This window comes from Burkholderia sp. AU4i (assembly GCF_000466765.1).
GTDB lineage: Bacteria > Pseudomonadota > Gammaproteobacteria > Burkholderiales > Burkholderiaceae > Burkholderia > Burkholderia cepacia.
This window is the reverse complement of record NZ_ASSI01000302.1, coordinates 1-14,345: the sequence shown is the minus strand read 5'-3', so window position 1 is coordinate 14,345 and position 14,345 is coordinate 1. Positions and strand designations below refer to the sequence as shown.

13 protein-coding genes and 1 pseudogene are annotated in these 14,345 nt (G+C 67.5%); 7 read left to right on the top strand and 7 right to left on the bottom strand.

Translation table 11 applies throughout. The features are described 5' to 3' along the window. From L810_RS41160 to L810_RS41145, 4 genes are all read left to right on the top strand, one after another. On the top strand, positions 1 to 799 hold a 799-nt coding region (locus L810_RS41160), incomplete at its 5' end, for a heme/hemin ABC transporter substrate-binding protein (RefSeq protein WP_042978269.1). A 15-nt stretch (positions 800 to 814) separates the two neighbouring features. Further along, positions 815 to 1,903, top strand: coding sequence for a FecCD family ABC transporter permease (locus tag L810_RS41155; RefSeq protein WP_042978266.1), 1,089 nt, complete (start codon positions 815 to 817; stop codon positions 1,901 to 1,903). 19 nt (positions 1,904 to 1,922) lie between these two features. Beyond that, positions 1,923 to 2,744 carry a heme ABC transporter ATP-binding protein gene (locus tag L810_RS41150; RefSeq protein ID WP_021164028.1) on the top strand — a complete coding sequence of 274 codons (822 nt, stop codon included), beginning with the start codon at positions 1,923 to 1,925 and terminating at the stop codon, positions 2,742 to 2,744. Between the two features lie 104 nt (positions 2,745 to 2,848). Then, on the top strand, positions 2,849 to 3,232 hold the full coding sequence (locus L810_RS41145) for a VOC family protein (protein ID WP_021164027.1): 384 nt from the start codon (positions 2,849 to 2,851) through the stop codon (positions 3,230 to 3,232). 29 nt (positions 3,233 to 3,261) lie between these two features. Here the strand turns inward: L810_RS41145 and L810_RS41140 are convergent, their stop codons facing one another. Together L810_RS41140 and L810_RS41135 are read right to left on the bottom strand one after the other, a co-directional pair. After that, positions 3,262 to 3,873 carry a trimeric intracellular cation channel family protein gene (locus tag L810_RS41140; protein WP_021164026.1) on the bottom strand — a complete coding sequence of 204 codons (612 nt, stop codon included), beginning with the start codon at positions 3,871 to 3,873 and terminating at the stop codon, positions 3,262 to 3,264. Positions 3,874 to 3,881: 8 nt separating this feature from the next. Beyond that, complete coding sequence (locus L810_RS41135; protein WP_042978268.1) at positions 3,882 to 6,002, bottom strand: penicillin-binding protein 1A; 2,121 nt, start codon at positions 6,000 to 6,002, stop codon at positions 3,882 to 3,884. 236 nt (positions 6,003 to 6,238) lie between these two features. On the opposite strand from L810_RS41135, the gene L810_RS41130 reads away from it, so the two are divergent. Both L810_RS41130 and L810_RS41125 read left to right on the top strand, forming a co-directional pair. Beyond that, positions 6,239 to 7,033 (top strand): aminoglycoside phosphotransferase family protein, encoded by a 795-nt coding sequence (locus L810_RS41130; RefSeq protein ID WP_021164024.1) that lies wholly within the window; start codon positions 6,239 to 6,241, stop codon positions 7,031 to 7,033. 173 nt (positions 7,034 to 7,206) lie between these two features. Beyond that, positions 7,207 to 7,557, top strand: a complete 351-nt coding sequence (locus tag L810_RS41125) for a VOC family protein (RefSeq protein ID WP_042978265.1) — start codon at positions 7,207 to 7,209, stop codon at positions 7,555 to 7,557. 174 nt (positions 7,558 to 7,731) lie between these two features. Here L810_RS41125 and L810_RS41120 read toward each other — a convergent pair whose 3' ends face one another. The 3 genes from L810_RS41120 to L810_RS41110 are packed head-to-tail and all read right to left on the bottom strand — an operon-like array spanning position 7,732 to position 10,551. Then, positions 7,732 to 8,727, bottom strand: coding sequence for an NAD(P)H-quinone oxidoreductase (locus L810_RS41120; protein WP_021164022.1), 996 nt, complete (start codon positions 8,725 to 8,727; stop codon positions 7,732 to 7,734). Continuing rightward, positions 8,724 to 9,101 carry a carboxymuconolactone decarboxylase family protein gene (locus L810_RS41115; RefSeq protein ID WP_021164021.1) on the bottom strand — a complete coding sequence of 126 codons (378 nt, stop codon included), beginning with the start codon at positions 9,099 to 9,101 and terminating at the stop codon, positions 8,724 to 8,726. Before L810_RS41115 ends, L810_RS41120 begins: the two co-directional genes overlap by 4 nt. A gap of 13 nt (positions 9,102 to 9,114) precedes the next feature. Beyond that, complete coding sequence (locus tag L810_RS41110; protein WP_021164020.1) at positions 9,115 to 10,551, bottom strand: NAD-dependent succinate-semialdehyde dehydrogenase; 1,437 nt, start codon at positions 10,549 to 10,551, stop codon at positions 9,115 to 9,117. Between the two features lie 357 nt (positions 10,552 to 10,908). Here L810_RS41110 and L810_RS41105 point away from each other — a divergent pair, with 357 nt between their 5' ends. Then, positions 10,909 to 11,844 carry a LysR family transcriptional regulator gene (locus L810_RS41105; protein ID WP_042978264.1) on the top strand — a complete coding sequence of 312 codons (936 nt, stop codon included), beginning with the start codon at positions 10,909 to 10,911 and terminating at the stop codon, positions 11,842 to 11,844. Between the two features lie 458 nt (positions 11,845 to 12,302). On the opposite strand, the gene L810_RS41100 is transcribed toward L810_RS41105, so the two are convergent. Both L810_RS41100 and L810_RS41090 read right to left on the bottom strand, forming a co-directional pair. Beyond that, the gene (locus L810_RS41100; protein WP_021164018.1) at positions 12,303 to 13,139 is read right to left on the bottom strand and encodes a bifunctional allantoicase/(S)-ureidoglycine aminohydrolase; all 837 of its coding nucleotides are present in this window, start codon (positions 13,137 to 13,139) and stop codon (positions 12,303 to 12,305) included. 889 nt (positions 13,140 to 14,028) lie between these two features. Beyond that, positions 14,029 to 14,277: pseudogene (locus tag L810_RS41090) on the bottom strand (hypothetical protein); the annotation flags it as partial. Between the last annotated feature and the right edge of the window lie 68 nt (positions 14,278 to 14,345).

Below are 14,345 nucleotides of genomic sequence, written 5' to 3'. Positions count from 1 at the left end.
GCGCGTGGTCGTGATCGGCGGCGCACTCGCGGAAACCGCGTTCGCGCTCGGCGGCGCCGAGACGCCGCGCTACCGGCTCGTCGGCGCCGACACGACCTGCACGTATCCCGATGCCGCGAAGCGTTTGCCGAAAGTCGGCTACCAGCGCGCGCTGTCGGCCGAGGGGCTGCTGTCGCTGCGGCCCGATCTCGTGCTCGCGTCGGCGGAAGCCGGGCCGCCCACCGCGATCGCGCAGGTGAAAGGCGCCGGCGTCGCGGTGACGACGTTCGACGAACGCCACGACGTCGAATCGGTCCGCGCGAAGATCACGGGCGTCGCGCAGGCGCTCGACGTGCGCGACGCGGGCACCGCGCTGCTGCAACGTTTCGACCGCGACTGGCAGGCCGCGCGTGACGCGGTCGCTGCCCGCGCGCCCGGCGGCGCGCAGCCGCCGCGCGTGCTGTTCGTGCTGAACCATACCGGCAACCAGGCGCTCGTCGCCGGCCAGCGCACGGCCGCCGACGCGATGATCCGCTACGCGGGCGCACGCAACGCGATGCAGGGTTTCGATCACTACAAGCCGCTGACGACCGAGGCGCTCGCCGCCGCCGCGCCCGACGTGGTGCTGATTTCCGACGAAGGGCTCGCGGCCGTCGGCGGGCGCGCGGCGCTGCTCGCCACGCCCGGCTTCGGCGCGACGCCGGCCGGCCGCGCGCAACGCATCGTGTCGCTGGATGCCCTGTTCCTGCTCGGCTTCGGCCCACGCCTGCCGCTCGCCGTCACGACCCTGCACCGACGGCTGTCGGATGCACTCGCCTGATCCCGGATCGCCCCGATGCCCGCTCATGCTTCGCCCTTCCCCGCACCGTCGCCCGCGTCGCACTCCGGCGCCGCGCGCATGGGCACGTCGCGCCGCTTTGCGCCGTTCGCGCTCACCGCACTCGCCGCTCTCGTGTGCGTGATGTCCGTCGTCGCGCTGTGCGTCGGCGCATACCGCATTCCGCTCACGGAAGCCTGGGCCGCGCTGACCGGCGACGCCGCCGCGCAGCAGGCGCGCGCGGTGCTGCTCGACATCCGCGCGCCGCGCGTCGCGCTCGCACTGCTGGTCGGCGGCGGCTTCGGCGCCGCCGGCGCCGCGATGCAGGCACTGTTCCGCAACCCGCTCGCCGATCCGGGGCTCGTCGGCGTGTCGAGCGGCGCGGCACTCGGCGCGACCACGATGATCGTGCTCGGCCCCGCGCTGTTCGCCGCACACGCAAGTGCCGCCGCGTTGCCCGTCGCCGCGTTCGCGGGCGCGCTCGCGGTCGCCGCGCTCGTCTACCGGCTCGCCGCGGCGCGCGGCCGGCTCGCGTTGCCGCTGCTGCTGCTCGCCGGCATCGCGATCAATGCGCTGGCCGGCGCGGCGATCGGGCTGCTCACGTTCGTCGCCGACGATGCGCAGCTGCGCTCGCTGACCTTCTGGAGCCTCGGCAGCCTCGGCGGCGCGCAATGGTCCGCGCTCGCGGCCGTCGCGCCGTGCGTCGCGATCGGCTGCGTGCTGCTCGCACGCGAACGCGACGCGCTGAACGCGTTGCAGCTCGGCGAAACCGAGGCGCTGCACCTCGGCGTGCCCGTGCAGCGGCTGAAGCGGCGCGTGCTCGTTGCGGTCGCGCTCGCGGTCGGCGCGTTGGTCTCGTGCGCCGGCATCATCGGCTTCATCGGGCTCGTCGCGCCGCATTGCGTGCGCCTCGCGTGCGGCCCCGACCAGCGCGTCGTGCTGCCCGGCGCCGCCCTGCTCGGCGCGTTGCTGACGCTCGCCGCCGATCTCGCCGCGCGCACGGTCGCGGCGCCTGCCGAAATTCCGCTCGGCGTGCTGACCGCGCTGCTCGGCGCGCCGTTCTTTCTCGCGCTGCTGTGGAAAAGCCGCGGCGCGCTCGGCGGGTAACCCTTTCTTCACGACGACCATGCTGACCGCTCACCATCTCGACGTCGCGCGCCGCCACAACGCGATCCTCCGCGACCTGTCGCTGTCGATCGAACCGGGCAGCGTGACGGCGCTGATCGGGCCGTCCGGCAGCGGCAAGAGCACGCTGCTGAAGACCTTCGCCGGCGAGCTGACCGGCAGCGTCGCGCCGAACGGCGTGCGCGTGACCGGCGAAGTCACGCTGAACGGCGAACCGCTCGCGCGCATCGATGCGCCGCGCCTCGCGTGCCTGCGCGCGGTGCTGCCGCAGGCCGCGCAACCGGCCTTCCCGTTCAGCGTCGACGAAATCGTGCTGCTCGGCCGCTATCCGCATGCGCGGCGCAGCGGCGCGACGTCGCATCACGATCGCGACATCGCGTGGCGCGCGCTCGAACGCGCGGGCGCCGACGCGCTCGTCGGCCGCGACGTCACGACGCTGTCGGGCGGCGAACTCGCGCGCGTGCAGTTCGCGCGCGTGCTCGCGCAGTTATGGCCGGACGACGAAGCAACGGAGAGCGGCCCGCGCTACCTGCTGCTCGACGAACCGACCGCCGCGCTCGACCTCGCGCACCAGCACCGGCTGCTCGACACCGTGCGCTCGGTCGCGCGCGAATGGCGGCTCGGCGTGCTCGCGATCGTCCACGATCCGAACCTCGCCGCGCGGCACGCGGATACGATCGCGATGCTCGCCGACGGCACGATCGTCGCGCACGGCACGCCGCGCGACGTGATGACGCCCGCGCATATCGCGCAGTGCTACGGGTTTTCCGTGAAGATGGTGGAAACCGGCGACGGTGCGCCGCCGGTCATGGTCCCGGCGTGACGCCGAAGACGCGTGCCGGGCGGCCGCTTCCTGGCCGTTGATCAGCACGTTCGACTTTCAAGCGACCTCATTCGCGCTTCGCGCATCCCCTTCGAGGAAACTCCATGCCGCTTCCGATGACCCGCATCATCCTGTACGTCCAGGACGTCACGCTGCTGAAGGCGTTCTATCAACGCCATTTCGATCTCCCTGTCATCGAGGAAATCGACGGTGAATGGGCGGTGCTCGACGCGGGTGCGATCGAACTCGCCCTGCATCTGGCGGGCCCGACGTTCCGCCACGCGGCCGCGCCGTCGAATGCGAACCCGGCGACGAACAACGTGAAGCTCGTCTTCCGGATCGACGCCGACATCGAAGCGCATCGCGACCGTCTCGCGCGCGACGGCGTCACCGTGCGCGACGTCAAGCGCTTCGACGGATTCCCGTACCGGCTGCTCGACGGCATCGATCCGGAAGGCAATGTCTTCCAGGTGATGCAGCCGGACTGAACGCCGCCGCGCCGCCTCGCCGCCGCGCGTCAATGCCCGACGTCGGCCGCGCCGAAGGTCCGCATCTTCCACCCGAGCCGCACGGCCAGCATCCGCATCGAAAAACCGGCCGCCAGCGCGACCACGGTCGCCGCGCCCGCATCGACGTCGAGATGCTGCATCCCGACATACAACGCGCCCGTCACGAACGCGACGCTCGCGTACAGTTCCTCGCGCAGGATCAGCGGCATCTCGTTGCACAGCAGGTCGCGCAGCATCCCGCCGCACACGCCGGTGATCGCGCCGGCCAGCACGACGATGATCGGCGCGGCGCCGGTCGACGCGCCGATGTCGCAGCCGATGATCGTGAACGCGGCGAGGCCGATCGCGTCGACGGTGACGAACAGCGTCTTCATACGCCCGACATGCCGGGCGGCCCACGATGCGACGGTTGCCGCGGCGAGCGTGATCACCAGGTACTCGGGATGCGCGATCCAGCCGAGCGGATAGTGGCCGAGCAACACGTCGCGCACGGTGCCGCCGCCGAGCGCCGTCACCGCGCCGACGAGCGCGAGCCCGAAGCGGTCCATCCCGCGCCGCATGCCCATCAGCGCACCCGACATCGCTTCCGCGACGATCGCAATCAGATAAAGCGTATGCATGGTGCGCGTCAGTCGTCGGTACGGAACAGGTCGAGCACGCGTTCGCGCTCGGCCGCGTCGACGGCCGCGGGCATCGGCGCGTCGGGTTTGCCGCTGCCGGCCGGCGCATCGGAGGCGTCCTGTGCCGCTGCGCCGCCGCACGCGAAGCGGCTGCGGATGTACGGCGGCACGTCGGCCGTGCACGTGCCGCGTGTGTATTCGGCGTAGACGAAATCGCCGTCGACGAGCGCGACGTCCTGCGGCGGCGTCGCATCGATCGGCGTGCGTCCGTCGACGGCCGTCTTCATGTAGTCGAGCCAGACCGGCAGCGCCAGCGTCGCGCCGGTCGCGCGCCCCATCGGGCGCGGCGTGTCGTAGCCGAGCCACGCGACCGCGACGATACCCGACGAGTAGCCGGCGAACCACACATCCTTCGACCCGTTCGACGTGCCCGTCTTGCCGGCCGCGTCGTCGCGGCGCAGCGCGAGCGCGCCGCGCGCGGTGCCGGCCTTCACGACGTCGCGCAGCATGCTGTCCATCAAGAACGCGTTACGCGCCGACACGACGCGCGCACCTTCCGGCGTCGTGGCCTCGTACATCGCGCCGCCGTGGCGCTGCTTCACCGACAGGATCAGGCGCGGCTCCATTCGCGTCCCGCCGTTCGCGAACACGCTGTACGCGCTTGCGAGTTCGAGCGGCGTCACCGCGCCCGCGCCGAGCGCGAGCGGCAGCGACGCCGGATTGCGCTGCGCGTCGAAACCGAAATGCACCGCGTGCTGCTGCACGTAGCGCGCGTCGGTGGCCTGCATCAGGCTGACCGCGACCAGGTTCTTCGAGCGCACGAGCCCGCGCCGCACCGGGATGAAACCCTCGTAGCGGTTGCCGAAATTGCGCGGACGCCACGGCCGCGCGCCGGTTTCCTCATGGGTGAGCGTGCGCTGCGTATCGTCGACGAGTACACCCGGGAAGTAGCCCTTTTCCAGCGCGGCTGAATAGACGAACGGCTTGAAGCTCGAACCCGGCTGGCGATACGCCTGCAGCGCATGGTCGAACACGTTGCGATTGAAATCCGCGCCGCCGACGAGCGCGAGCATGTCGCCGGTGGCCGCATCGAGCGACACGAGCGCGCCTTCGAGCCCGTTGCGCGCATCGCGCTTCGCGCCCGGCTGCCGGCTCAGCTGACGCTGCAGCGCGGCTTCGGCTGCGCGCTGGTCGCGCATCGAGATCGTCGTCGTCACGTCGAGGCCGAGCGTATAGGCGTCGTCGTGAAAACGCTCGACCATCATCCGGCGCGCGCGTTCGGCGACGTACGGCGCGGCGACGATCCCGGGCGGCGGCGTGGTCGCCAGCGCGATCGGCGCGTCGACGGCCGCGCGATAAGTCGCGTCGTCGAGCTGGCCGAGTGCATGCATCCGCCCGAGCACGTAGTTGCGCCGCGCAGTCGCGCGCGCCGGATTGACGACCGGGTTGAACGCGGACGGCGCCTTCGGCAGCCCCGCGAGCACGGCCGCCTCGCCCGCGTTCAGCGCGTCGAGCGGCTTGCCGAAATACACGTTCGCCGCCGCCGCGAAACCGTATGCGCGCTCACCCAGGTAGATCTCGTTCATGTACAGCTCGAGCAGCTTGTCCTTGCTGTATTCGCGTTCGAGCTTGACCGCCATCAGGATCTCGGCGAGCTTGCGGCTCAGCACCTTGTCGCGCGTCAGGTAGAAGTTGCGCGCGACCTGCATCGTGATCGTGCTGCCGCCCTGCCTCGGCTGCCCCGTCACGACGTTCGCGAACGTCGCGCGCGCGAGGCCGCCGACATCCACCGCGCCGTGCTGATAGAACTTCGCGTCCTCGGCCGCTAGCAGCGCGTGGCGCATCAGCGGCGGGATGCGTTCGAGCGGCACGAACTCGCGCCGCTCGACGCCGTATTCGGCGAGCAGGTCGCCGTCGCGCGAGAAGATCCGCAGCGGCAGCGCGGGACGATAGACGGCGAGGTGCTCGACGGACGGCAGCTGCGTCCAGATGCGATTGACCGTCCATGCGCCGATGCCCGCGCACGCGAGCGTCAGGCCGAGCAGCGCGCCCGCGAGCGTGCGCCATGCGCGACGGCGGCGCGGCGGCGGCACGGGCGGCGGCGGAGGGGATGCGGTGTGGTCGGTCATGTCGGGCTCCTTCTTCGATGCTGCGACGGCCGGCGCGCGATATGCACCGACCGTCACGAAAGGCGCGCATTGTCGAAGGGATCGCGCGAAACCGGAACATTCTTTAGCCAAAGTTTGGCAGGCCAAATTTTATTTAGGAAAGTGCGTCGGGCCGCTCACGTCGAACATGCGGGCACGTCAAACACGGCCGGGAGAACCGCGCTGCGCGCGATCCGTTTCGCCTGTAGCATCGTGGGATGTTCGATCGATACCTCGCCCTGTGGGGCCTCGTACCCGACGGCGGCCCGATCCTGACCGCGAGCGGCGGCCTGTTGCCCGTTCTCTGGCAGGCGCGGCCGGCGATGCTGAAGGTCGCCACCTGCGACGAAGAGCGGCGCGGCAACGCGCTGATGACGTGGTGGAACGGGCACGGCGCGGCGCAGGTTTGGCGGCACGACAGCGACGCGATCCTGCTCGAGCGCGCGCAGCCCGCGCCGTCGCTGGCCCAATTGTCCGCATCGGGTCACGACGACGACACGATGCGCATCGCATGCGGCGTCGTCGCCCGGCTGCACGCGCATCGCGCGCCGGAGCCGGTTTCGGTCGTGCCGTTGCGCGACTGGTTCCGTTCGCTGCTGTCGGATGACGTCGGCAACGACGTGCTGCATCGCTCGGCAACGATCGCGCGCGAGCTGCTGGCCGGGCCGCCCGTCGACGAAGTCGTCCTGCACGGCGACATCCATCACGGCAACATTCTTCATTTCGGCGATCGCGGCTGGCTCGCGATCGACCCGAAAGGGTTGCGCGGCGATCGTGCGTTCGACTACGCGAACCTGTTCTGCAATCCCGCGCACGAGATCGCGGCCGATCCGGCGCGCTTCACGCAACGCGTCGTGTGCGTGTCCGATGCCGCGCGACTCGATCGCCGTCGGCTCCTGCAGTGGATTCTCGCGTGGGCGGGCCTGTCGGCCGTGTGGCTGATGGAGGATGACCTGCCGCCCGACACGCGGTTGCAGGTTGCGCGACTCGCGGCAATCGCGCTCGATCTGTAGCGATACGCACCGGCCATGAAAACGGGGCCGGTAACGCACGCCCGCTGATGGACGGTCACGCCCGGCGCATCGTGCTCGAGCTTCAATCACTGCATGAGCCAGGCCGACGCTGCCGTGAACCAATTATTTTGGCGTCTGATACATTCGATTCGCATCCATTTCCGGGACACGTCATGAAACTTCGGACCGTGTATTTGAAGGTGAGCGATATGGAGACGTCCGCTTCTTTCTGGGAGCGGCTACTTGGATACGCACCGCTCAAGCGGTCCGGCAAGTGGACCGAATTCATGATCGGCACAAACAGACTGGGCCTTTTGTTAAACGATTTCGGAGACGAGATAAAAGGTAGCGGCTCCGTCCCTGTCTTCGAGTTCGAAGAAAAGGCGCTTCACGAATTCGTGAAGCGGGCAACAGAAAACGGAGCCTCCATCGTGATGGACGGATTGAAGATCGAGTCCATGAAAAGCATTGTATTGAGCAGCCCCGACGGACACGAGTTCGAGCTTTGCATGTGCCGCGACTAGCCCGCGGCGTTCCACTTCATCGCACGTCCTGCGAACGACCGCTTGGCGGCGACGAAGGGTCGTTGCAAGAGTTGCGACGAATGTCGATCACGCAAGCCGGCCGGGTGGTCGCTTCGCTCCGCTCACCTGCCCAACAGCTTCATGCACCGGCATCCGACATGAGCAAACGCCACGTCAGGCGTTTTCGCCCATCGTCAGGATGATCTTTCCGACGTTCACGGCCGACTCCATCCGTCGATGGGCAGCCGCGGCATCGGCGAGAGGAAACACGCTGTCGACGACCGGTTCCAGGCCCGCCCCTCCCGCAAAGCGGTCCAGCCAATGTTCACGAAACCGCCGGACCATCGCGTGTTTCTCGCGCTGGTCGCGCGACTTCATCACCGTGCCGATGATTTGCAGATGACGGTACAGGATCTGTTCGAGGCCCACGCTCACGTCACCGCCCCCACCCAGAATGCCGACCTGCACCAGCCGCCCTCCGTTTGCGAGCGATGCGATGTTCCGCGCGAAATACGGTGCACCGACGAAGTCGATAACCACGTCGACACCGCGCTTGTCTGTCTTGTCGGCGATGACTTCCGCGAAGTCCTGCGTCTTGTAGTCGATCGCATGGTCCACACCCAGTTGAACGATCCGTTCCAGCTTCGAAGCTTCGGCGGTCGCGAATATCGTCGCGCCGGTTGCGTAGGCCAGCTGGACTGCCGCGGAACCCACTCCGCCCGCCGCCGCGTGAACCAGCACCGAATCGCCATGCTGCAACCGGCCAAGATGCAACAACGCTTCGTGCGCAGTGACGAAGACTTCCGGTATCGCCGCCGCGTGCACGTAGTCGATCGTTGCGGGAATGGGCATCGCCATTCTCCAGTCGATGCGCGCCAGTTCTGCATAGGCCCCGCCGCCCACTACGCCCATGACACGATCGCCGACCTTGTAACCCTGAACGGAAGATCCGGTCTCGATCACCTCGCCGGCGATTTCGAGCCCCATGATCGTCGAGTCGCCGAAGTTGGGCCGGCCGTATCCTCCTCGCCGATGCGTAAGATCCGCGCGATTCACGCCTGCGGCATGGACGCGCACCAGCAGGTCGTCGGGACGAACTTCGGGTGCCTGGACCTCGGCGAGCTGGAGAACCTCGGCCTCGCCGAATTCGCTGAACGTGATGGCTTTCATTTCACACCTTCCTGCGTCGTGGATGAATGGCCGGCAACATCGTCGGACCGAGGTTGCGCGCCAAGCGTTGCCTGCGCCGCGGCGGATGCCGAGATCGCCGCGGGAAACCCCGCATAGAACGCGAGGTGAGTGATGGCCGCCGACAGCTCTTCCCGCGTGACACCGTTCGTCACGGCACGACGCAGGTGCGCCGGCAACTCGTCGAGATGGCCGCCCGCGATCAGCGCGGCGACGGTCACGAGGCTGCGGTCGCGCGGCGACAGCGCCGGGTCGTTCCAGATGCGCGGATAGAGTGTGTCGTCGACGAACGCCGAGAGCGTCGGCGTAAAGGCGCGTGCGGCTTCCCGCGGGCTGCTGAAATCTGCATGAGACATGTCGGTGCTCCTTTTAAACCTGGCTGATGAATTTGCGTGTCAGGTAATACTCGATGCCCTCGGCGCCGCCTTCCGAACCATGGCCGCTTTCCTTCATGCCGCCAAACGGGAGTTCGGTCGAGACGATGCGGTACTGGTTGATGCCGATCATGCCGGCTTCGAGACCGTCTGCCACATCGATGGCCGTGCGCGCACTGCTCGTGAACGCGTAGGCGGAGAGCCCGTACGGCAACCGGTTCGCTTCGGCGAGCCCGTCGGCGAGCGCATCGAAGCGCATCAGCACCGCGATCGGGCCAAACGGCTCTTCGTGCATCACGCGCGCGTCCTTCGGTACGTCGGCCAGCACCGTGGGCTCGAAGAAGTACCCTTCGCCCTCGATGCGCTTTCCGCCGGCGAGAACCGTTGCGCCACGCTCAACCGCATCGGCGATGAGTTCCTCCATCTTGGCGAGCTGGCGCGGATTGGCCAGCGGCCCGACCTGCGTGCCTGCATCCATGCCGTTCCCGACCTTGAGCGCGTTGGCGGCACGCACGAAGTGCCCGACGAACGCGTCGTAGACTTCGCGCTGGATCAGGAAGCGCGTCGACGAGATGCAGATCTGGCCCGTCCCGCGAAAGCGGTTCGCCGCGCCTTCGACCGCGGCCTTCTCGACATCCGCATCGTTGAATACGAGGACGGGCCCGTGGCCGCCCAGCTCCAGCGTGATGGGCTTGACGCCTTCGGCTGCGCGCGCCGACAGCAGACGGCCGATCGGCACCGAGCCCGTGAACGTCACCTTCCGGATGACCGGGGAAGCGATCAGGTGCTTCGACACCTCGTCGGGCACGCCGAACACGACTTGAAGCACGCCCTTCGGCAAACCGGCGTCATCCAGTGCGCGTGCCAGCGCAAGCGCCGTTGCGGGGCTTTCCTCGCCGGGTTTGATGATGACGCTGCACCCGGCGGCGAGTGCGGCGGACAGCTTGCGCGCCGGGGTAATCGCCGGAAAATTCCACGGCGTGAAGGCGGCGACAGGCCCGATCGCCTGTTTCTTCACGAGCTGTTGCACACCCGGGCGGTTGGACGGCACCACGCGGCCGTCGATACGACGCGCCTCTTCGGCGAACCATTCGAAATAGTCGGCGGCCCGCAGGACTTCGTCGCGGCTTTCCGCCAGCGGTTTGCCTTCCTCGAGCGTCATGACGGTCGCGATGTGCTCGGCGCGCTCGCGCATCAGCTCCGCCCCGCGCTTGAGAATGCGCGCGCGTTCGGCCGGCACGGTGTTGCGCCAGACGTCGAACGCCTGGGCGGCGACCTGCAGGGCGCGATCCAGGTCGGCTGCCGTCGCCAGCGGCACGCGCCCGATCTCGATTTGCGTGGCGGGATTGATCACCGGCGCCGTTTCGCGTTCGCTCGCGTCGATCCATTCGCCGTTGATGAAAAGGTGAAGTGCGTCGTAACTGATGTCCATGGTATTGCCTTCTATGGTTAGGAATACGATTCAATATGTGTTCGCCGCGAGCCGGATAGGGGAACCGCGCCACGCCGTGTCGGGCCGAGCTCGGGTTTCAAACGCCCGTGTTCTGACTGCCTGACTTCGGGACCCAGTCTAGGGGTGAAGCCGGCGGCAACTTAGAGGGGCCGGAAAGAATGAATCTTGTCTCGGGAGAGAAAATCCCCTGCCGGCATGAAGGCATATTGAAAGGATGCGCAAAAACGACACGCTCTTGCGCGCTGACTGCATGGAACAGGCGCGCGCTCTATGATCACTGGCTCGCGCGGGCCGAAACGCGGCGATTCGACGAAAAATTCAAAACCAGGGTGCGTAATGGACAAGGTTCACACCATGTCGGTGTTTGCGAAAGTGGTCGAGATGGGCAGTTTCACGGCTGTCGCAAACCACCTCGATACGACGGTCGGCAACATTTCCCGAGCGGTCTCGGTACTCGAGGACAATCTCAATACGCGGTTGCTGCAGCGCTCGACGCGACGGCTCGTGGTCACCGATGCGGGGCGACGTTTTTACGAGCGCAGCGTTGCGATCCTGTCGGACATCGAGCGGGCAGAAGCGGAAGCCCGCGATGCGCTCCTGGAGCCGCGCGGTGTATTACGCGTGCACGCGGTTCCCGGATTGGGCCGTCGACTGGTTTCGCAAGCCGTGCTGGCCTATCGAAGCGCATACCCGGAAGTATCGGTCGATCTCATGCTGTCGCAGCGAATGCCGAATCTGCTGGAAGAGCAGCTCGACGTGGCGATCGTGATTGCGCGCACCCTGCCGGACTCGGCGTATGTGAGCCAGAAGATCGGTGCAAGCCACTGCGTTCTGGCGGCATCGCCCGATTATCTGGCACGACATCCGGCTCCCGAATGCGTGGAAGATCTCGCCGATCACACGTGCGTGCTCCTCAGCACGGTCGATTACGCACCCGACGAGTGGCATCTGCAAGGCAGCGCCGGTGACGCGGTGTATCGTCCGACGGGATCGTACTTCGGTGTCAACGACATGGATGCCATGTCCACTGTGCTGCAGGAAGGCGCCGGAATCGGGCTGATCGCCGCCTTCTCGGCAATCGACGAGTTGCGAAAAGGATCGCTCGTTCGTGTCCTGCCTCAATTCCACACCGCTCAGCGCAACGTGTATGCGATGTATTCGTCCCGTCAGTTCGTCGACGCGAAAATCAAACGGTTCATCGATGTACTGAAGGTGCGGGTAGGTGACCAGTTGAATGCGTATGCGGAGGAACTCGCCATCACGGTCTCATGAGCCACTTCGCGGTCGGCATGGGTATCCGGTTTCGCGGTGCCGCCCTCCTCGCATTGAGCGTATGCGGTTGTGACACTGCCATTACGGCGGACCGACGAATCCGCATACCGTGCTGCTCGTGCCGGACTCGATGTGTCGCGACCGGTTCCCGATCCATTGCAGCCGTTCGCCGACGTTCCGCCAGCGGCGTATGCGGCAATGCGCTGGCCGTTGGTGTCCTGACAGCGTTGGGCGACGCGTACCCGCATACGAGTGGTTACCGTATCCCCAACGGGCGCAATTTCAGGCCTCCTGGCGCTTGCGGCCTCATGTCTCTTCGAAGACCGCGCGCGACGCCTTAGCACGGTGCGAGTTCGGGTTGTCGTACAGCTTGTCCGCCGACGTTCCGCCCCACGAAGCGCGCGAAAAAAACCGCCGGCTTGCACCGGCGGCCTTTCGTGTCCGACTTGCGCGGCGCTTCAGCGCGCCGGATTCAGCGTCAGGTTCATGTGACGGTTCACGTCTTTGTACAGCAGGTAGCGGAAGCGGCCAGGGCCACCCGAATAGCATGCCTGCGGGCAGAACGCGCGCAGCCACATGAAATCGCCCGCTTCGACCTCGACCCAGTCCTGGTTCAGGCGATAGACGGCCTTGCCTTCGAGCACGTACAGCCCGTGCTCCATCACGTGCGTTTCAGCGAACGGAATCACGCCGCCCGGTTCGAACGTCACGATGTTCACGTGCATGTCGTGGCGCATGTCGCTCATGTCGACGAAGCGCGTCGTCACCCATGCGCCGTTGGTACCCGGCATCGGGATCGGCTCGACGTCCTGCTCGTTGGTCACGAATGCTTCCGGCAGCGGAATGCCGTCGACGGCCTGGTAATGCTTGCGCACCCAGTGGAAACGCACCGCGGCATCGCTGACGTTGTGCAGCGTCCAGTCGGCGCCCGGCGGAATGAACGCATAGCCGCCCGGCGTCAGCACGTGCTTCGTGCCCTGCAGCGTCAGCTCGGCTTCGCCTTCGACGACGAACAGCACGGCTTCGGCGTTCTTGTCCTGCTCCGGCTTGTCGCTGCCGCCGCCCGGGTTCACTTCGACGATGTACTGCGAGAAGGTTTCCGCGAAACCCGACAGCGGGCGGGCGATCACCCACAGGCGCGTGTTCGTCCAGAACGGCAGCCAGCTCGTGACGATGTCGCGCATCACACCCTTCGGGATCACCGCGTACGCCTCGGTGAACATCGCGCGATCGGTCAGCAGATCGGTCTGCGGCGGGTGGCCGCCGTGCGGCGCGTAATACGTTGTCTTAGACATAGTGCATCCAGGCAATGGGTTGGTCCGGCCCCGGGCGCCAACGGCATCGGGCGGCACGCATGCGCGTGGGGCACGCATGCGGCGGCGGGACATCGTTGCCGGGGTGGCTTGAAGGCGCATGCGCCTTCGTTCGGTCGGCCAGGCTTCGCGACGGGTTCGTCCGGTTCATCGGACGCAGCGGCCCATGCTTGTGGCCGGCGGCCGGGCCGTGGCGCTCGCGTTCATGCGGCGACGCGCGGCCGGCGGCACGGTTCGACGCCGTACGCGAGCATCGCCGACGATAGCGAAGTCGTTCGCAATCGACCAATTAAATGTTGCGATGGATTCCATTCGATTTCCCACTACCTGCCGGCACCCGCGATCCGCGGTGACGGAGCGTGGCGCGACGGTCTGACTATCCGGGAAATCCTGACGGGCGGGCCGTGCAAACGCACGTCGGCGGCGCTGGAGGCGCGGGTATGCAACTGCAGTCACGCCCGTCGCGCACGCGGGTCGCGATACATCCGGTTACGCAGATTGGCGTGCGCCGAAGCGTGCAAGGCTGCGAACCGCTCCGCACCGATCATGGGCCGTCGTCGGACCGGAACGAGGCAACGGGACAGAACGCGGATCGAACGGGGGTCGAACGGAACGCCAAGGATGTCGACGCTGCGCGAACGCATTCCGTCGCGAGAGGCGGTGTAGCCGGAAAACGGGGAAATGCTGCGAGGAGGGGAAACTGGCCGGCCCGTCGATCGGGCATCCGGCCGCGGCTGGTGAAGCCGAAAAACGTTCGCCGGTCTAACCGGCGATGGCGGCCCGGCAGGCTGCCGGGCCGAATCTCGCGTCGGAAACCGACGCCGTCTACGCGCCGGTGCGCGGTTCGCGCACCGTGCCGCGCGGGCGGCGATCAGTCCCAGTCGCGGTGGTGACGATGCTTGCGGTGGCGATAGCCACGATCGCCATGATCGCGCTCGTACGAGCTGCGCGACATGTTGCCGCCGAGCGCCGCGCCGGCGCCGCCGCCGACCGCCGCACCCAGCAGGCCGCCCGTGCGGCCGCCCATCGCGTTGCCTGCCGCGGTGCCCGCGCCGCCGCCGAGGGCGCCGCCGATGATCGCGCCGGTGCGCTCGCGACGGTTCGACGTCACCGCGCCGCCAGGACATCATGCCGTTCTCGATGCGCAGCCTCGTCGCGATGTTGCTGCGCAACCGGCCGCATCTGGTC

Bases quoted from the DNA above. Each gene is read 5' to 3' on its own strand.
- L810_RS41115 (WP_021164021.1), bottom strand. From the start codon at position 9,101: ATGTCTCATGCAGATTTCAGCAGCCCGCGGGAAGCCGCACGCGCCTTT.
- L810_RS41125 (WP_042978265.1), top strand. From the start codon at position 7,207: ATGAAACTTCGGACCGTGTATTTGAAGGTGAGCGATATGGAGACGTCC.
- L810_RS41110 (WP_021164020.1), bottom strand. From the start codon at position 10,551: ATGGACATCAGTTACGACGCACTTCACCTTTTCATCAACGGCGAATGG.
- L810_RS41130 (WP_021164024.1), top strand. From the start codon at position 6,239: ATGTTCGATCGATACCTCGCCCTGTGGGGCCTCGTACCCGACGGCGGC.
- L810_RS41105 (WP_042978264.1), top strand. From the start codon at position 10,909: ATGGACAAGGTTCACACCATGTCGGTGTTTGCGAAAGTGGTCGAGATG.
- L810_RS41120 (WP_021164022.1), bottom strand. From the start codon at position 8,727: ATGAAAGCCATCACGTTCAGCGAATTCGGCGAGGCCGAGGTTCTCCAG.
- L810_RS41150 (WP_021164028.1), top strand. From the start codon at position 1,923: ATGCTGACCGCTCACCATCTCGACGTCGCGCGCCGCCACAACGCGATC.
- L810_RS41135 (WP_042978268.1), bottom strand. From the start codon at position 6,002: ATGACCGACCACACCGCATCCCCTCCGCCGCCGCCCGTGCCGCCGCCG.
- L810_RS41140 (WP_021164026.1), bottom strand. From the start codon at position 3,873: ATGCATACGCTTTATCTGATTGCGATCGTCGCGGAAGCGATGTCGGGT.
- L810_RS41155 (WP_042978266.1), top strand. From the start codon at position 815: ATGCCCGCTCATGCTTCGCCCTTCCCCGCACCGTCGCCCGCGTCGCAC.
- L810_RS41100 (WP_021164018.1), bottom strand. From the start codon at position 13,139: ATGTCTAAGACAACGTATTACGCGCCGCACGGCGGCCACCCGCCGCAG.
- L810_RS41145 (WP_021164027.1), top strand. From the start codon at position 2,849: ATGCCGCTTCCGATGACCCGCATCATCCTGTACGTCCAGGACGTCACG.